12 protein-coding genes are annotated in these 17,939 nt (G+C 63.7%); 8 read left to right on the forward strand and 4 right to left on the reverse strand.

What is annotated here, in order from left to right:
- The first annotated feature begins 524 nt into the window (after nt 1-524).
- From gltB to AC1Q61_RS20130, 3 genes are all read left to right on the forward strand, one after another.
- Nucleotides 525-5,123, forward strand: a complete 4,599-nt coding sequence (gene gltB / locus AC1Q61_RS20120) for a glutamate synthase large subunit (protein WP_215515549.1) — start codon at nt 525-527, stop codon at nt 5,121-5,123.
- Nucleotides 5,116-6,567, forward strand: a complete 1,452-nt coding sequence (locus AC1Q61_RS20125; protein WP_215515550.1) for a glutamate synthase subunit beta — start codon at nt 5,116-5,118, stop codon at nt 6,565-6,567. Before gltB ends, AC1Q61_RS20125 begins: the two co-directional genes overlap by 8 nt.
- Nucleotides 6,568-6,751: 184 nt before the next feature.
- Nucleotides 6,752-7,648, forward strand: a complete 897-nt coding sequence (locus AC1Q61_RS20130; protein ID WP_007735797.1) for a cutinase family protein — start codon at nt 6,752-6,754, stop codon at nt 7,646-7,648.
- Here the strand turns inward: AC1Q61_RS20130 and AC1Q61_RS20135 are convergent, their stop codons facing one another.
- Nucleotides 7,649-8,200, reverse strand: coding sequence for a DUF732 domain-containing protein (locus AC1Q61_RS20135; protein ID WP_042920675.1), 552 nt, complete (start codon nt 8,198-8,200; stop codon nt 7,649-7,651).
- A 213-nt stretch (nt 8,201-8,413) separates the two neighbouring features.
- Here AC1Q61_RS20135 and AC1Q61_RS20140 point away from each other — a divergent pair, with 213 nt between their 5' ends.
- Both AC1Q61_RS20140 and AC1Q61_RS20145 read left to right on the forward strand, forming a co-directional pair.
- Nucleotides 8,414-9,286, forward strand: a complete 873-nt coding sequence (locus AC1Q61_RS20140; RefSeq protein WP_215515551.1) for a hypothetical protein — start codon at nt 8,414-8,416, stop codon at nt 9,284-9,286.
- Between the two features lie 150 nt (nt 9,287-9,436).
- Nucleotides 9,437-10,162 carry a single stranded DNA-binding domain-containing protein gene (locus AC1Q61_RS20145; protein WP_042920673.1) on the forward strand — a complete coding sequence of 242 codons (726 nt, stop codon included), beginning with the start codon at nt 9,437-9,439 and terminating at the stop codon, nt 10,160-10,162.
- Between the two features lies 1 nt (nt 10,163).
- Here AC1Q61_RS20145 and AC1Q61_RS20150 read toward each other — a convergent pair whose 3' ends face one another.
- On the reverse strand, nt 10,164-11,066 hold the full coding sequence (locus AC1Q61_RS20150) for an SDR family NAD(P)-dependent oxidoreductase (protein WP_003943614.1): 903 nt from the start codon (nt 11,064-11,066) through the stop codon (nt 10,164-10,166).
- A 71-nt stretch (nt 11,067-11,137) separates the two neighbouring features.
- Here AC1Q61_RS20150 and AC1Q61_RS20155 point away from each other — a divergent pair, with 71 nt between their 5' ends.
- The gene (locus AC1Q61_RS20155; RefSeq protein ID WP_003943546.1) at nt 11,138-11,428 is read left to right on the forward strand and encodes a putative quinol monooxygenase; all 291 of its coding nucleotides are present in this window, start codon (nt 11,138-11,140) and stop codon (nt 11,426-11,428) included.
- Between the two features lie 174 nt (nt 11,429-11,602).
- The gene (locus AC1Q61_RS20160; protein WP_215515552.1) at nt 11,603-13,222 is read left to right on the forward strand and encodes an ABC transporter substrate-binding protein; all 1,620 of its coding nucleotides are present in this window, start codon (nt 11,603-11,605) and stop codon (nt 13,220-13,222) included.
- Between the two features lie 74 nt (nt 13,223-13,296).
- On the opposite strand, the gene AC1Q61_RS20165 is transcribed toward AC1Q61_RS20160, so the two are convergent.
- Together AC1Q61_RS20165 and AC1Q61_RS20170 are read right to left on the reverse strand one after the other, a co-directional pair.
- A complete protein-coding gene (locus AC1Q61_RS20165; protein WP_215515553.1) occupies nt 13,297-15,609 on the reverse strand; it encodes a thiamine pyrophosphate-binding protein in 2,313 nt (770 codons plus the stop codon).
- A gap of 292 nt (nt 15,610-15,901) precedes the next feature.
- On the reverse strand, nt 15,902-16,222 hold the full coding sequence (locus AC1Q61_RS20170; RefSeq protein WP_003943615.1) for a UBP-type zinc finger domain-containing protein: 321 nt from the start codon (nt 16,220-16,222) through the stop codon (nt 15,902-15,904).
- Between the two features lie 26 nt (nt 16,223-16,248).
- Between AC1Q61_RS20170 and AC1Q61_RS20175 the strand changes: the two genes are divergently transcribed.
- The gene (locus tag AC1Q61_RS20175; protein WP_215515554.1) at nt 16,249-17,844 is read left to right on the forward strand and encodes a Na+/H+ antiporter; all 1,596 of its coding nucleotides are present in this window, start codon (nt 16,249-16,251) and stop codon (nt 17,842-17,844) included.
- Nucleotides 17,845-17,939 lie beyond the last annotated feature (95 nt).

Consider the following 17,939-nt stretch of genomic DNA (forward strand, 5'->3'; position numbering starts at 1 on the left):
GCCTACGGAAATTACAGCGATGGCATTCTGCGAGCAAACAATTCAGGCCTAGACCTTGGTTGATCGATCAACTTTTGTTACAGTTCGAGGCGCACTGGCCGCAGCTGATTCTTATCGCTGCGGCCAGTTGTTGCATTTATCGCCCATCGCGCCTGTTTCCTGCGGATTCGGTATCCTGTGAATCGGAACTTCTCTGCACAGACGCAGCTCCGGAATCTGTCGAGGGGCCTTCTGGCTCCCTGCATCGCCGCAGTTCAGAGCAATTATAGGGCTACCTTAGTTGCGCCCGTGCCGGGGTTCTGAATTATCGTTTTCGTTACACGGTTGACTCACAAAAGTTTCAACTGACCGAAGACTCACGTCGCCGGGTGCCAGAACGCACACCATCGCGTCTGCGCAGGGCGGCTACTTCGGTGGTACCGAACACATCGTCGTGTCGGTGCTTTGAAGGACTTGCATTGCAAGTTGATGGCCATCAGCGCTGCTGGTCGTCGGTGCATCTTTATGGCATACGAAGGCTGGGTATGAAGCAACTTCCAGGCCCCCAGGGCCTCTATCACCCGTCCAATGAGCACGACTCCTGTGGAGTCGCATTTGTTGTCGACATGCATGGTCGCCGCAGCAGGGACATCGTCGAAAAGGCGATCACCGCTCTGGTCAACCTCGAGCATCGCGGCGCTGCCGGATCAGAACCCAACACGGGTGACGGTGCGGGCATTCTGCTGCAGGTTCCCGACAAGTTCTTCCGAGCTGTCGTGGACTTCGCGCTGCCCGCCGAAGGCGCGTACGCAACCGGTATCGCATTCCTCCCGCAGGGCGATGCCGATGCACACGAGGCTGCTGCTGCAGTCGAGAAGATCGTCGTCGAAGAGGGCCTGAAGGTTCTCGGCTGGCGCGAGGTCGGAACCGACGACTCCTCGCTGGGCGCACTGGCGCGCGACGCGATGCCGACGTTCCGTCAGATCTTCATCGGCTCCGAGGGTGACAAGTACACCGGCATGGATCTCGAGCGTCGTGCATACGTGGTGCGTAAGCGCACCGAGCACGAACTCGGCTCCGAAGGCGCCGGCAAGGGTGGCCCGGGTAGCGAGACCGTGTACTTCCCCAGCCTGTCCGGCCAGACGTTCGTCTACAAGGGCATGCTCACCACCCCGCAGCTCAAGGGTTTCTACCTCGACCTGCAGGACGATCGTGTCGAGAGCGCACTGGGCCTGGTCCACTCGCGCTTCTCCACCAACACGTTCCCGTCGTGGCCGCTGGCGCACCCGTTCCGCCGGGTCGCTCACAACGGTGAGATCAACACCGTCACGGGCAACGAGAACTGGATGCGCGCTCGCGAGTCCCTCATCGACAGCGACGTCTTCGGTGGCCGCGAGAACCTGGACAAGATCTTCCCGATCTGCACCCAGGGTGCCAGTGACACCGCTCGTTTCGACGAGGTGCTCGAGATGCTGCACCTGGCTGGCCGCAGCCTGCCGCACGCAGTTCTCATGATGATCCCGGAAGCCTGGGAGAAGCACGAGAGCATGGACCCCGCTCGTCGGGCGTTCTACGAGTACCACTCGGCTCTCATGGAGCCCTGGGACGGACCGGCGTCGGTGTGCTTCACCGACGGCACCGTCATCGGCGCCGTGCTGGACCGCAACGGTCTGCGTCCGTCGCGTCTGTGGATCACCGAAGACGGCCTCGTCGTCATGGCGTCGGAGGTCGGCGTTCTGCCGATCGATCCGTCCACCGTGGTCCGCAAGGTCCGCCTCCAGCCCGGCCGCATGTTCCTCGTGGACACCGCGCAGGGCCGGGTCATCAGCGACGAGGAACTGAAGAACGAACTCGCTGCCGAGCACCCGTACCAGCAGTGGATCGACGAAGGTCTGATCCACATGGACGACCTGCCGGACCGTCCGTACACGTACATGTCGCACGAGCGCGTCGTGCTGCGTCAGCAGCTCTTCGGTTTCACCAACGAAGAGGTCAACCTGCTGGTCAAGCCGATGGCTCTCTCCGGTGCCGAGGCACTGGGCTCGATGGGTACCGACACTCCGATCGCCGTGCTCTCGTCACGTCCCCGGATGCTGTTCGACTACTTCTCGCAGCTCTTCGCTCAGGTCACCAACCCGCCTCTCGACGCGATCCGTGAAGAGGTTGTCACCAGCCTCGGCGCGACCATCGGCCCCGAGGGTGACCTGCTGCACCCGAATGCGGACTCCTGCAAGCAGATTGCGCTCCCGCAGCCGATCCTGCACAACGACGACCTGTCGAAGCTCGTTCACGTCAACGACGACGGCGAATTCCCGGGCTTCCGCAGCGTCGTGATCCGTGGCCTGTACCCCGTCAAGGAAGGCGGCGACGGCATCCGTCGTGCGCTCGAGGGCATCAAGTACCAGGTCTCGCAGGCAATCGAGGGTGGCGCACGCATCGTCGTGCTCTCGGACCGTGAGTCCACCGAGGACTACGCACCGATCCCGTCGCTGCTCCTCACCTCGGCTGTGCACCACCACCTGGTTCGTGAGAAGTCGCGCACCAAGGTCGGCCTCATCGTCGAGGCCGGCGACGCCCGCGAGGTGCACCACATGGCGCTCCTCATCGGCTTCGGTGCCGCAGCGGTCAACCCGTACATGGCTTTCGAGACCATCGACGAGTTCCTGCAGAACGGCGAGCTCGAGGGTCTGACCCTCGAGAAGGGCATCGCGAACTACATCAAGGCAGCCGGCAAGGGTGTCCTGAAGGTGATGTCCAAGATGGGCATCTCGACGCTCGCGTCGTACACCGGTGCTCAGCTGTTCCAGGTCATCGGCCTCTCGCAGGAGTTGACGGACGAGTACTTCACCGGTCTGCAGTCGCAGCTCGGTGGCATCGGCCTCGACCAGATCGCAGCCGACGTCGAAGCACGTCACCGCATCGCGTACCTCGATCGTCCCGAAGAGCGCGCTCACCGCGAGCTCGAGGTCGGCGGCGAGTACCAGTGGCGTCGTGAAGGCGAGTACCACCTGTTCAACCCGGACACGGTCTTCAAGCTCCAGCACGCAACTCGCACAGGTCAGTACGAGGTGTTCAAGGAGTACACGACCATGGTCAACGACCAGTCGGAGCGCCTTGCCGCTCTGCGTGGTCTGTTCGACTTCAACATCGGCAAGCGGCCGTCGATCTCGATCGACGAGGTCGAGCCGGCCAGCGAGATCGTCAAGCGTTTCTCGACGGGTGCGATGAGCTACGGCTCCATCTCCGCCGAGGCTCACGAGACTCTCGCCATCGCGATGAACCGTCTGGGCGCCCGCTCCAATTCCGGTGAGGGCGGCGAACATCCGTCGCGCTTCACGCCGGACGAGAACGGCGATCTGCGTCGCAGTGCCATCAAGCAGGTCGCGTCGGGCCGCTTCGGTGTCACCTCGCACTACCTGAGCAACTGCACCGACATCCAGATCAAGATGGCGCAAGGAGCCAAGCCCGGTGAGGGCGGCCAGCTTCCGGCGCACAAGGTGTACCCGTGGGTGGCCGAGGTTCGGCACTCCACGCCTGGCGTCGGGCTGATTTCGCCGCCGCCGCACCACGACATCTACTCGATCGAGGATCTCGCTCAGCTGATCCACGACCTGAAGAACGCCAACCCGCAGGCCCGCATCCACGTGAAGCTGGTCTCCGAGGTCGGCGTCGGAACGGTCGCGGCCGGTGTCTCCAAGGCACATGCCGACGTCGTTCTGATCTCCGGTCACGACGGTGGCACCGGTGCCACCCCGCTGACCTCCGTCAAGCATGCGGGCGCACCCTGGGAACTCGGCCTCGCCGAGACCCAGCAGACGTTGCTGCTCAACGGTCTCCGTGACCGCATCGTCGTGCAGGTCGACGGCCAGCTCAAGACGGGTCGCGACGTCGTCGTCGCTGCCCTGCTCGGCGGCGAGGAGTTCGGTTTCGCCACCGCACCGCTGGTGGTCTCGGGCTGCATCATGATGCGCGTCTGCCACCTCGACACCTGCCCCGTCGGTGTCGCGACGCAGAACCCGTTGCTGCGTCAGCGTTTCAGCGGCAAGCCGGAATTCGTCGAGAACTTCTTCATGTTCATCGCCGAAGAGGTTCGCGAGCTTCTCGCGGAACTCGGCTTCCGCACGCTGCTCGAAGCCGTCGGCCAGGTCGACATGCTGGACACCACGCGCGCTCTCGATCACTGGAAGGGAAGCAAGGCAGGCAATCTCGATCTGTCGCCGATCCTGACCCAGGTCGAGTCCGCGTTCATGGACCAGGACGTCCACTGCACCGGCACGCAGGATCACGGTCTCGACAAGGCGCTCGATCAGCAGTTGATCGTTTCGGCCCGCAACGCACTCGACAAGGGTGAGGCGGTCTCTTTCGAGTCCGCGATCACCAACGTCAACCGCACGGTCGGCACCATGCTCGGCCACGAGGTCACCAAGGCGTTCGGTGGAGAGGGCTTGCCCGACGGCACCATCGACATCACGTTCACCGGTTCCGCCGGTAACAGCTTCGGTGCTTTCGTGCCCAGCGGTATGACCTTGCGCCTGCACGGCGACGCCAACGACTTCGTCGGCAAAGGCCTCTCGGGTGGACGCATCGTCGTACGCCCGCCGCTCGATGCAGCGGAAGGCTTTGTCGCCGAAGACAACATCATCGGTGGCAACGTCATCCTGTTCGGCGCCACCAGCGGCGAGGCTCTGCTTCGCGGTGTCGTCGGCGAACGCTTCGCAGTCCGTAACTCCGGCGCCACTGCCGTCGTCGAGGGTGTGGGCGATCATGGTTGCGAGTACATGACGGGTGGAAAGGTGGTCATCCTCGGAGCCACCGGACGTAACTTCGGCGCCGGCATGTCCGGTGGCGTCGCGTACATCTACAACCCCGACAAGGCATTCGAGAAGAACCTCAACACCGAACTGGTGGACCTCGAGGATCTTTCGGGCGACGACTTCACCTGGTTGAAGGGCGCCATCGAACGTCATCGCGACGAAACCGGCTCCGAGGTTGCCACGCGCATCCTCGCTGACTGGTCGCAGCAGGTGGGTCACTTCGCAAAGGTGATGCCCCGCGACTACAAGAAGGTTCTTTTGGCCATCGCGGCCGCAGAGAAGGATGGCAAGAACGTGGACGAGGCAGTTATGGAGGCAGCTCGTGGGTGATCCAAGCGGCTTCCTGAAGCACACGTCGCGCGAACTTCCGGTTCGCCGGCCGGTGCCGTTGCGCCTGCTCGACTGGAAAGAGGTCTACGAGGAGTTCCCGAAGGAAACCCTCAAGACCCAGGCCAGCCGTTGCATGGACTGCGGAATTCCTTTCTGCCACAACGGTTGCCCTCTCGGAAACTTGATTCCCGAGTGGAACGACCTGGTCTACAAGGACCACTGGCACGACGCCATCGAGCGTCTGCACGCGACCAACAACTTCCCGGAGTTCACCGGTCGACTGTGCCCCGCACCCTGTGAGGCGTCCTGTGTCCTGGGCATCAACCAGGATCCGGTCACCATCAAGCAGGTCGAGGTCGAGATCATCGACAAGGCCTTCGACGAAGGGTGGGTCAAGCCGGTTCGCGCCGCGCACGCCACCAACAAGAAGGTTGCGGTTGTCGGCAGTGGTCCGGCCGGTCTGGCTGCAGCGCAGCAGCTGACCCGCGCCGGTCACGCAGTGACGGTCTTCGAGCGGGCAGACCGCATCGGCGGCCTGCTGCGCTACGGCATCCCCGAGTTCAAGATGGAGAAGCGGCACATCGACCGCCGTCTCGAGCAGATGGAAGCCGAAGGCACCGTCTTCAAGACCAACGTCAATGTCGGCGTGGACATCACCGCGGACGAGCTGCGTGAGCAGTTCGACGCAGTGGTTCTGGCCGGCGGCGCCACCGCAGCTCGCGATCTTCCGATCCCGGGCCGCGAACTGGACGGCATCCACCAGGCGATGGAGTTCCTGCCGATCGCCAACCGCGTGCAGTTGGGTGACCTCGACGCTCCCACCATCACCGCTGAGGGCAAGAAGGTTGTCATCATCGGCGGCGGCGACACCGGAGCGGACTGCCTCGGCACCTCGCACCGTCAGGGTGCGGCCAGCGTCCACCAGTTCGAGATCATGCCGCGTCCGCCGGAGACTCGCGCCGAGCAGACTCCGTGGCCGACGTACCCGCTCATGTTCCGCGTGGCTTCGGCTCACGAGGAGGGCGGCGAGCGTCTGTTCTCCGTCAACACCGAGAACTTCGTCGGTGAAAACGGCAAGGTCACCGGTCTCAAGGCTCACGAGGTCGAGATGAAGTCGGGTCGCTTCGAGAGGGTCGAGGGCTCGGACTTCGAGCTCGAAGCCGATCTCGTGCTCCTGGCCATGGGCTTCGTCGGTCCCGAGAAGCCGGGTCTGCTCACCGATCTCGGTGTCGACTTGAACGAGCGTGGCAACGTCGCCCGCACGTCGAAGTGGAACACCAACGTCGACGGCGTGTTCGTGGCCGGCGACATGGGCCGCGGCCAGTCCCTGATCGTCTGGGCCATCGCCGAGGGACGTTCCGCAGCAGCCGCTGTGGACACCTACCTCGAGGGTGTCACGGCCCTTCCGTCACCGATCCACCCGACAGCGGCTCCGCAGCGCTAGAGGCTCTCACAAAGCCGCACCCCACCGCATTCGGTGGGGTGCGGCTTTGTTTCTGCAAGCAATTCGCACGATCTGTAACAAACCTTCATCAATCGTGCATCGGACAGACACAACGCCCAGACAGTATGATTCCGGAGCACCGATAGTGGTGTATGGGTTGCTGAAGGTAAAACAGGGGAGTTTCATGCGTGCGAGGCGTCTCGTTGCGGTGTTGTCGGCACTTGCTGCGGCAGTAGTGGTACCGGTTGTCAGTGCTCCCGTGGCGTCGGCTGATCCCTGCCCCAGCCTGTACGTCGTGGCCATCCCGGGAACCTGGGAGCCCTCGGGCACCAGGCCCGGCGCCGGCATGCTCGCCCCGGTGACCAACGGGCTTCCGGGCTCCGTTCGCACCGATTACGTCACCTACTCGGCGACGGCCTTCCCGTGGGAGTCCAACGTCTACGCCAAGTCGAAGCAGCAGGCTGTCGACAATGCCCGCGGCATGATCGGCGCCATGGCCGCCTCGTGCGGTGACACTCGCTTCGCCATCGTCGGATACAGCCAGGGCGCCGACGCGGCAGGCGATCTCGCCGCCGAGATCGGAACCGGCATCGGCGTGGTCCCCCCGACTCGCGTCGAGGGCGTCGGCTTGCTGTCAGATCCCCGTCGTTCCGAGTCCGACGTCCTGATCGGCCCCGCTGTCGGCGGTAACGGTGCCAGCGGCCCTCGCATCGGTGGATTCGGTTGGCTGTCAGGCAAAACGGTGACGCTCTGCGCGGTCGGTGACCTGTACTGCTCGACGCCGAAGGACGATTTCGTGATGCGTCTGGCCGGATTCATGGCTCAGGCGTCCGATCCCACTCCGGCCAGTGCGCTCGCGCTGCGCGACGAGGCCGCCGTGATCGTCAATGATCTGATCACCGCAGGCGGTCTCCCCGCTTTGATGGCCCAGCTCGATCCGGGCGCGAACTCGCGGCGCATCGATCAACTGGTCGACTTCTACGGCTCGCAGGTCCACACCGACTACACGCGTTACGTCGTTGACGGCGCGGGCAATTCGGCTACATCTTGGCTGCACGGCTGGTTGGCCGGCAAGGCCTGATCAGCAGTACGTCTGCTCCGCCGTGTCGACGTAGATCTCGGCGATACGCTGCGAGGACATCGGCGTGATCTGTGAGTACACCTCGCCGACGGAGTTGAACTCCGCCAGCACCTCGGACCGAGGCATGCCGTCGGCAAGAGCCTTGCAGGTGCCGTCGGCGTAGAGGATCTCCGCGGAATCCATTCCGGCGGGCGGGATCCCGGCCAGACGCAGGGCGGCGATGTACCGCTGCCCCTTCTCGCCGGCGTTCGCGACGATCTCTTCCGGTGACCGGGCGTCGATCGGCGCATTGGCCGCTGGCGCTACCGGCAGCGAGACCGGCGGGGGCGTCGATTCGACGACGCTCGGCGCGGCTTCCGGAGTTGTTGCGGCGAGCGGGCTGGTCGGCAGCTCGGAAAGCGTACTGGGGGCAGTCGAACTCGACGTTGCCGCCACTGTGGTGCTGGTGGCAGCAGTAGTGGATTCCGCTGCGTCGCTGTCGGATTGGCTGCTGCAGCCGCTGAGGAGTAGGCCCGCTGCCGCGACGCAGAGGACCAGTCTATTCGTGTTCATCACCCGTGAGTGTTACACACCGTACCGCTTATTTTGTCCGTTTTAAGGAAACTCCCTTTTGCCCTGTTTTTAAGTCGAAGTCCTGTGATATACATCTGTTCAGTTGTTACTTGTGAGTAGGAGCACACCGCAAAGACCTTGTCGGCGGCGGTCGAAACACAAGCAATGACTGCGAGTTTCGTCCCCCATCACATAAACGGCAGGGAGAAATCAGTGCAGAAATCTCACAAGAACGGCAACAGACGTCTCGGCACGCGCGTGGCCGTCATTGCAGGTACCGCAGGTGCGGTCCTCGCGTTCGCGGCGCCGATGGCCTCGGCTCAGGATCCGGTCGACAATTCGATACCCGGTGCCGCAGTGTGTCCGGCTACTGCCGAATCCTGTGTGTCGGTTGTGGTTCAGAGCGGAACCTTCGACAACAACGGCTTCAACCTCCCGATCGGAAAAGGCGACATGATCATCGCCGCCGAGGCCGGCTCCGGTGAAGGTGAGTCCACCGTTCTTCTCCCGCGCGACGACGGACACAACGGTGTCTACTCCAAGCCGTTGACCGTTCCGGGTGGAGTCCTGGGAATCGATCTTCCGTTCGGCAATCTCTTCGGCCTGGCCGCAGTAACGGCCGAAGTGGAGGCAACGGCTGCGCCGACCCTCAACGGAATCATCACCGACATGGATCTGAGCATCCCGGTGCGGATGAAGATCAACAACGCGTTCCTCGGTGACAACTGCTACCTGGGTTCCGCGGCGGCGCCGGTGAATCTTCGTCTCGCGCCTGACCCGTCGGTGGTACCGACCTACACGGTGCTGCCGTCGACTGCGCTGAAGGTGAGCCCGGTCGGGAACGAGGCAACCGGCTTCGCGCTGCCCGCCGCCAGTGGTTGCGGACCGTTCGGAGTGCTGAACCCGATCGTCAACTGGCGAGCAAAGGTACCGGCCACGTCCGGAACCTCGCTCAGCACGATCTCCGACGCCTACCTGTACCCGGGCGGCCTCACCGGTAGCGATCCTCTCGACGATCTCGGCGGCGGAACAGGATCCAGCGGTTCCAGTGGCTCGAGCGGTTCGTCCGGAAGCTCCGGTTCCTGAAAAATCGGAAGCCTAGACGCAGCGGTGGTGACGGAATGTCACCACCGCTGCGGCGTCCGACCTGTAATAACCTGTGCCTCAGGGTGGGCGAAGGCGGCACTCCATCAGGAGCACCTGCGCGGCCACGAAATCACAGGGGAGTCCTCAAACATGTTTCGAGACAGCGTTCTTGCCGGTCCGGTCCTGCGCCGGGGTGTGACGGCACTGGCAGTTGCGGCCGCAGCCACCATGTTTGTCGGTACTGCAGCGACGGCGGAGCCGGCAGCAGTTGTCGGTGAGGTGTCCGCGGACTCCATCGCGGCAGCCCGTGCGCAGGCCATCGGAACGACGGTCACCGTCGTGGGAACCGCGACTACGCCGTCCGGAGTGTTCGAATCCAGCTTCTACGACAAGGGCTTTGGTCTCCAGAGTGGCAATTCGGGCATTTACATCAGCGATCCGAACAATTCCGGGGTTGTTCTCGGCGATCGGGTTCAGGTCACCGGAGTCCTCGCGGATCAGGAAGGCCTGCTCGTCGTTCGCCCGACTGCCGTCGAGGTAATCGGCACGACTACCCAGATCAGCCCGGCGCGACTGCCCCTCAATGCAATCGGTGAGGGCAGTGAAGGTCGTCTCGTGACGGTGTCCGGAATCGTGAGCGGACCCGTCGTCGACGATCTGCCGTACGGCCACAAGATCCTGGTCTCGGGCGCCGAGGGAAACACCGTCATCTTCGTCAACACCCAGACCGGAATCGACCTCGATGCCGTCGCCGTCGGACGCCCGATCACCGTCACCGGTTTCAGTGGCCAGTACGCCAGCACCTACGAGGTTCTTCCCCGTTCGGAAGCCGATGTGCAGCAGGGTTTCACGGGCAGCCTGAGTTTCGGAAGCTGACCTAGATCTCGAACCGAGCTCCGACGCGCATCGACCCGGGAGACAACCGGCTGATCGTGCGTCCGAGCTTGGCTTCGACGGTCACGGGTACGACGGCCTTGTTCGTGCGAACCGCTTTCACGATGGCACTGGCGACTCGGTCAGGCGTGAAGTTGCGCTTGCGGTAGAAGTTGTCGACCTTGGTCTGGTTCTCGAGCTGCTCCTCGGCGGTGGTCCCGGCGAACTCGGTGGTCTTGAGGATGTTCGTGTGAACGAGGCCGGGGCAGATGGTGCTGACGCCGATGCCGTGTGGAAGCAGCTCTGCCCGTAGGCAATCCGAGAGCATGAATACCGCTGCTTTGCTTGTCGAATACGCGGTGAGGGCCTTCTGTGGTGTGTACGCGGCGGCCGAGGACAGGTTGACGACGTGCCCTCCTGTTCCCCGGTCGATCATCATTGGGGTAAATGCCCGGCAGCCGTAGACAACTCCCCAGAAGTTGATGTCCATGACGCGCTCGAACTGGCGCTGCTCGGTGTCGGCGAATGTCCCGGAGAACCCGATTCCGGCGTTGTTGACGACGATGTCCGGTACGCCGTGATGTGCCGCGACGGTCTCCGCGAACCGAATCACGGCCTGTTCGTCGGACACGTCCACCTGATAGGCGTGGGCACCGCCACCGAACACTGCTTCGGCGCCGCCGGCTTGCGAAGGGATGTTTACAAGTGCCGCAGTGTCCTGCGCGCTTTCGAGATTGATGTCGGAGACTACGACGATAGCTCCCTGGGCGGCGAAGGCGAGGGCCGTTTCACGCCCGATGCCGCTGCCCGCACCGGTGATCACCACCAGCGTGCCGGTGAGATCGCGCAGTCGACGCTGCAACTTCGTTCCGCGTCGCCAGCCGGTGACGTCCTTGAGTAGCCCCATTGGTTGCCCTTTTCGTGTGTACGTTTGTGGCGTGTGTCTCTAGCTGACTTCCCCTCTGCGAAAGGTATCCGATGAGCGAGCTTCGTGTAGTTGCAACCATCCCGGCCAAGTCCGGTTCCGAGGACGACGTCCGATCGGCTCTGACAACTCTCGCGGAGGCGAGTCGGTCCGAGGACGGCTGTGTGTCGTACGAGTTGTTCGAGTCAGCGGCTGCGCCCGGCACGTTCGTCACGATCGAAACTTGGCGCGGGCAGGAGGAGTTGGACGCTCACATGCAGTCCCCGCATCTGCAGGCCGCGCTGGCCGCTGCCGGACCACTTCTCGACGGCGCTCCGGCGATTCATCCGTTGAAAGGCGCCTGAATCAGAATGAATTCCTGACCTTCGCTAAGGGTCTGACCTGCGAATGTCGCTCGAAAACTGACCAATCGTCGCGCTTCATTCCACTGAGCGGGACCTGCGACTAATACCTGTGCCTTAAGTCACAAACTGTCTCGACAATGCTTCACATCACAGTTTCTGACCTGGAGGTTTTGAATGAGTCGCAGTTCTCGGCGCGGTCACCGCAAGGTTGCCGCCGTCGCGCTGGCAGTCTCCGCCGGCCTGTTCGTCTCGTCGTGCGCTGACAGCGGGAACGGGGGTGGGAGCGGCGACGCACCGGACTCCGGTTCGGGATTGTCCATCGGCCCGGTCAACGAGCAGTCCGGCGAGGGCGATCCGGTCAAGGGCGGCACCCTCACGTTCAGCGGGTACTCCGCCGTCACCAATCTCGATCCGGCGAAGACTCAGATCGCCGGTTCGGTCGCCGGTTCGGAGTTGGGCGCGATCTACGACACGCTCCTGCGGTACGACCCGGCGTCCAAGGAATTCGTTCCGAAGCTCGCAGAGTCGATGGAGCCGAGTTCCGACTTCAAGACGTGGACCCTCGAACTGCGTGACGGTGTGAAGTTCAGCGACGGGACGCCGGTGGATTCGGCGGCCGTCTCGGCGAGCCTCAATCGCTACGTCACCAACAAGGGACCGCAGTCGAGTCTGTACGCGTCGAAGGTCGCGTCGGTCGACACCCCGGACGCGTCGACGGTCGTCTTCAATCTTGTCGACCCGTGGACCGGTATCGAGTCACTGCTCTCGACGGGCCCCGGCATGATTGTCGCGCCGAGCGCCCAGCAAGGTGATCAGTTCACCCCGATCGGCGCGGGTGCCTTCACCCTCGAGAAGTTCGCTCCCAACGAGGAATTGATCCTCGACGCTCGGGAGGACTACTTCGACGGTGCCCCGAACGTGGACAAGCTGCGGTTGATCAGCATTGTCGGTTCGCAGTCCACCACCGAATCGCTCAAGAGCGGCGGCACGGACGTCGCATACATGCGTTCGCTACCGAACGTGCTGGATCTGATCGACTCCGGCTACCCGGGCTTCGTCGACATTCCGTCGCTGTCGTACCTGTCGCTGGTCAACACGGCACCCGGCCGTCCCGGTGCCGACGTGCGCATCCGTCAGGCATTGGCGCTCGCAACCGATCCCGTCGCACTCGACAACCGACTCAACGAGGGCAAGGGTCTGCCCGGACAGGTCATCTTCCAGGACACCTCCCGCTGGCATAACGACGTCGCTCCGATCGGCGTCGACACCGCCAAGGCGAAGCAGCTTCTCGACGAGGCCAAGGCTGACGGTTACGACGGCAAGATCACATACCTGACGCTGCAGGAGAATTCGGCGCAGGCGATGGCTCTCGCACTGCAGTCGATGGCCAACGCCGTCGGTTTCGATTTCCAGATCGAGTACGTCAACTCGGTTGCCGACGTCGTCAAGCGTTTGTACGCCGACCGCGACTTCGACATGGCAACAGGTTCCGCCAACCTCGCGGAAGCCGATCCGTTCGAGCGTCTGTACTCGAATCTCAAGTCGGGTGGACGAAACAACGCCACGAGCTTCTCCGACCCCGAGATCGATTCGCTTCTCGACCAGTTGGGTGTCGCGACGTCGACCGACGCGAAGATCGAGGTGCTCGCCAAGATTCAGGAGCGCGCCAACGAGGTTGTGCCGTGGCAGGTTTACGGCAACACCCCGTGGCTCGGTGTGTGGGGACAGAACGTCCACGGCATTCAGCAGAGCCTGGACGGAATCATGTTCTTCGACAAGGCCTGGAAGAACTAGACAGCTGAAGAACTGACTGGACCCGAGAAGCGTCCCTGCGGGGGACGCTTCTCGGCATCAGAGAGTGTGATCGATCAAGAAGTGAGATCGAGGGCGGCGCGGACGATGCTGTCGGAGTCGAGGCCGTGGTACCGGTAGACGTCCTCGAGTGAACCGACCTGACCGAACCGGCTCACTCCGAGCGCAGCACCCGGAACGTTGTTGATTCCCGTCAGGAACGCGAGGGTGTGCGGGTGTCCGTCGAGAACAGTCACCATCGGCGCGGACCGGCTACTCGGAAAGACCTGATCCAGGATCCACGACGGGCCGTCCGCGAGGCCGCGCCGCGATTGGAGCGCTTCGAAGAGCAAGCCGGGGCTGGTCACGCACACGACGTCGGCGGAAATGCCCTGCTCGCCCAGTCTTTCGGCTGCGACCAGTGTTTCGGTGACAGTGGCACCCATGCCGACCAGGGTGACGGCCGGATCAGGGTTGTGCCGCAGTGTGTATGCCCCGGCCACCACCTGACGTCGACGGCGTTCTCGCGCAGCCGGATCGGTCGGTACCGCGGCCAGGGCCTGATCGACCGGACGGGTCGACAGGCGCAGGTACGACGAGCTGCCGTCTGGTCGGCCCAGGCGTCCGATGCTGTCGAGGAGCGTCCACTCCACGTCGACGGCGAATGCCGGTTCGAAACTGGTGCAACCCGGCTGTTCCAGTCCGATGGACGGGGTCTTGATCGACTGGTGCGCACCACCTTCGGCGGCCAAGGTGACGCCCGACGGAGTGCCGACCATGATCGACTGTCCACCGGCGTAGATGCCGTACGACCACGGTTCGAGAGCCCGCTCGATGAAGGGGTCGTACATCACGCCGATAGGGAAGAGTGGCTGGCCCCAACGACTCCAGGTTGCACCGAGTTCGCCCATCAGTCCGACCAGGTTGGTCTCGGCGATACCGAGTTCCATGTGCTGACCGGTGGGCTTCTCACGCCAGTGCATGATCGTTTCGGCGTCGTCGGCAAACCAGTTGTGCCGCTCGTCGGGGGACCAGACCCCGACCTTGTTCAGCCAGCCTGCGAGGTTGGTGGTGGAACTGACGTCCGGGCTCAGTGTGACAACACGTTTCGCGGCGTCCGGCGCTTCGCGGCTGAGGTCGAGTAGTACCCGGCCGAGAGCTGCCTGAGTGGTGGACGTGCCGGAGGGCGTACGGCCGATGTCTTTCGGAACTGCCGGGGGCACCAGATGCTCCACCTTCGGGCGAGCCAGGCGCCCAGCGGTTTCGGCGCAGATGCGGCCGGACGGGCTGTCGGTCTCGAACCGTTCCCAGGGATTCGACGGATCCATGCCGAGTTCCGACGCCAGGTGCTCGAACTGCTCGGTGGTGAGCAGCGACGAGTGGTTCTGCGGATGACCCTGCGTCGGCAGACCCCGACCCTTGATCGTGTACGCGATGATCACGGTGGGACGGGTGTCGTCGATCTGTGCGTACGCCTCTCGCAGAGCGTCGAGGTCGTGGCCACCGAGATTGCGGATGGCTTCGAGCACCGTGGCGTCGTCGAGGTCGTTGATCAGCGCCGTGATCGCGTCGGCGTCCGCCGCGTCGCCGGGCAGTCTCAGACGTACCTCGTCGGCCGTGCATCGCAGCAGACGCTGATACTCCGGATTCGGCATGTCCAGGATTCGTTCGCGCAACGCGGTGCCGCCCGGCCGGGTGAACAGTGATTCGAGCAGCGCACCGAACTTCACGGTGATGACCTGCCAGCCGGCACCCGAGAACATGCGCTCCAGGCGGGTTGCCGCGATGTTCGGCACCACCCGGTCGAGTGATTGGCGGTTGAGGTCGACTATCCACACGATCTCACCCAGTTCGGCAACCGAATGATCGAGAACTGCTTCCCACACCGCGCCCTCGTCGAGTTCGGCGTCACCGACCAGGGAGTACTGACGCCCGGTTCCGGCGCCGCAGAGGGAGGCGTCGACGTATCGGCGAGCGATGGCGCCCCAGATGGGAGCCGTCGCGCCGATGCCCACCGAACCGGTCGAATAATCCACCGGATCAGGATCTTTCGATCGACTCGGGTAGCTCTGCAGGCCCCCGAATTCGCGCAGAGTCGTCAGGTAGGACTCGTCGAGTTCACCGAGCAGATAGTTGATGCCGTGGAGCACCGGCGCCGCATGCGGCTTGACGGAAACCCGGTCGCCGGAACGAAGTTGGCCGAACCACAGGGACGTCATGATCGAGACCATCGACGCGCACGAGGCCTGATGGCCGCCGACCTTGAGCCCGCTGGGATTCGGACGGACACGGTTGGCATGATGGATCATCGCGGTCGACAACCACAGAACGCGCTTCTCGATCTCCGCCAGTGACTCGGGAGCGTTCTGGTCGATGTTGGGGCTGTTCACGGCCGGTCCTGCCTTCAGTAGTGGACATCGATCACCGCACCGCCTGTACCCCAGATCGTGGGGCCGACGATGTGGTTGTGATGTTTGGCAGGACTTCCTGAGGCCGAACCGTTCGGTGCGGCAAAGTCCAGCCGCACCTGTCGATCTGTTGTGCAGATTCTGCGTCGAAGTCCATCATCGGCATACAGATTGGGCAATAGCTACCCGGTGGATTGAGCAATGTGCGCAACACCGAGGGCTGTGCGCCGTGACAGGTGGGCACTATGCGCAGTGCACCGCCAGTCGCGCGCGGTCAGTCCATCAGGTCGTGGACGTAGCACCAGCGCCAGGATTCGCCGGGCTCGTGTGAGCGCATGACCGGGTGCCCGGTTTCGCGGTAGTGGTTGGTGGCGTGCTGATGAGGGCTGGAATCGCAGCATCCGACGTGGCCGCAGGACAGGCACATGCGCAGGTGAGACCAGTTATCCTCGCCCAACTCGGCGCACTCCTGGCAGACGCCGGGCGTCAGCGCCGCAGGGTCCGTTTCGGGCGCATTGGTTAGTTCCTCGCAACCGGTGGGAGCGGGTGCGGGCTGCTGTGTGCGAGCTGCTGCTCGCTTCAGGATTTTCTTCATCGCCTTCCATACTGCATGCTGCCAGGGTGAACGGCATATTACTGGGGGTTGTAGTAGCGGCGTTGCTGGTGGCGGCGGGCGCGCGAAGGTTCGGGCTGTCTTCGCCGCTGATCCTCGTCCTGGTCGGTTTGATCGCCTGTCAGATACCGGGTGTTCCGGAATTGGAACTCGATCCCGACCTCGTCCTGTTCGTCGTGTTGCCTCCACTTCTGTACTCGGCAGCACTGGACAGTTCATACCTGGCTTTGCGCTCGAATCTGCGTCCGATCGGATTTCTCGCGGTGGGGCTTCCCCTGGCGACGACGGCTGCGGTGGGCTTTGTCGCCTACCTGATCGTGCCGGAGTTCTCGATAGCGGCTGCTCTGGTTCTCGGCGCGATCGTGGCGCCGCCGGACGCGGTGTCCGCGAGCGCAATCGGACGCAAGCTCGGCCTGCCGCGCCGGATCATGACCCTGCTGGGCGGGGAGAGCCTGCTCAACGACGCCACCGCTCTGACGGCGTACAAGGTCGCTCTCGCGGCTGCCGTCGGTACGGGTGCGACGCTGATCGGCGGCTTCGAGACCTTCCTCGTCGCGGCGGTCGGTGGAACGGTGATCGGCCTCGCGGTGGGGTTCGTCATCTCGAAGGTTCGCGGCAAGCTCCAGGATCCGGTGATGGAGAGCGGAATCGGATTGGTGGTGCCGTTCTTCACCTACCTGGCTGCGGAAGAGGTCCACGCGTCGGGCGTCATCGCGGTCGTCGTAGCCGGATTGTTCCTCGGCCAGCGCTCCACCCGTGCGAGTTATGCGACGCGTTTGCAGGACACGGCAGTGTGGAGGGCCGTCGACCTGATTCTGGAGTCGTTCGTCTTCCTGTTGATCGGTCTCCAATTGCCCAGCGTCGTCAACGGATTGCAGGGGTACAGCACTTCGATCGTCGTCTGGGCGTCGGTTGCGGTTCTCGTGACCGTCGTGGTGGTGAGGATCGCCTGGGTGTTCCCGTTCACGTACGTACCGCGCTGGCTGTCGCCGCGTATTCGAGCGAGGGAGCCGGAGATTTCGGCGCGGGCGGTGTTCGTCGTGTCGTGGGCCGGTATGCGAGGGGTCGTGTCGCTGGCAGCTGCCTTCGCCATTCCGCTGACGGTCAACAGTGGGGAGGACTTCCCGGGGCGGTCGCTGATCCTCTTCCTGACGTTTGTCGTCGTGGTCGGCACGCTGTTGCTGCACGGCCTGACGTTGCCGTGGGTGATCCGTGTCCTCGGCGTGCAGGGGGACGAAGAGCAGTCCGACGCCCGCGCCGAGGCGGCAGCCCAGGACAAGGCTGCACGGGCCGCTGCGGCGCGGCTGGACGAATTGGTCGGAGCCGACGCCGACGACGTCCCTCAGGTCCGCAATCGTGCCGCGGATATCTTGCGAAGCTGGAACACCCACCGCGCGAACTCGGCGTGGGAGCGACTGGGACGCAGCGACGAGGATCTGGGGGAGAGCCCGTCGAACGCCTTCCGCTCGCTGCGCCTCGAGATGATCGATGCCGAGCGAGGCGTCTTCATCGCCGAACGCGATGCCGGCCGGATCGACGACGAGGTCCTCCGGAAGGTACTTCGCGAGCTCGATCTCGAGGAAGCGACGCTCGACCGGGACTAGACCGGCTGGTCTGCTGTCCACGAAGGTAACCGCTGGCCAGGGTCGGTTTACCTGACTGTTGAGGCCTGCAACTTAACCGATTCCACTGAGCGAGA

It is taken from the genome of Rhodococcus sp. MPR-R1B (genome assembly GCF_058793255.1).

What these genes read in the sequence shown, in the direction of transcription:
- AC1Q61_RS20155 (WP_003943546.1), top strand. Translation starts at nt 11,138, where the DNA reads ATGAGCGAGCTTCGTGTAGTTGCAACCATCCCGGCCAAGTCCGGTTCC.
- AC1Q61_RS20160 (WP_215515552.1), top strand. Translation starts at nt 11,603, where the DNA reads ATGAGTCGCAGTTCTCGGCGCGGTCACCGCAAGGTTGCCGCCGTCGCG.
- AC1Q61_RS20170 (WP_003943615.1), bottom strand. Translation starts at nt 16,222, where the DNA reads ATGAAGAAAATCCTGAAGCGAGCAGCAGCTCGCACACAGCAGCCCGCA.
- AC1Q61_RS20135 (WP_042920675.1), bottom strand. Translation starts at nt 8,200, where the DNA reads ATGAACACGAATAGACTGGTCCTCTGCGTCGCGGCAGCGGGCCTACTC.
- AC1Q61_RS20145 (WP_042920673.1), top strand. Translation starts at nt 9,437, where the DNA reads ATGTTTCGAGACAGCGTTCTTGCCGGTCCGGTCCTGCGCCGGGGTGTG.
- AC1Q61_RS20150 (WP_003943614.1), bottom strand. Translation starts at nt 11,066, where the DNA reads ATGGGGCTACTCAAGGACGTCACCGGCTGGCGACGCGGAACGAAGTTG.
- AC1Q61_RS20130 (WP_007735797.1), top strand. Translation starts at nt 6,752, where the DNA reads ATGCGTGCGAGGCGTCTCGTTGCGGTGTTGTCGGCACTTGCTGCGGCA.
- gltB (WP_215515549.1), top strand. Translation starts at nt 525, where the DNA reads ATGAAGCAACTTCCAGGCCCCCAGGGCCTCTATCACCCGTCCAATGAG.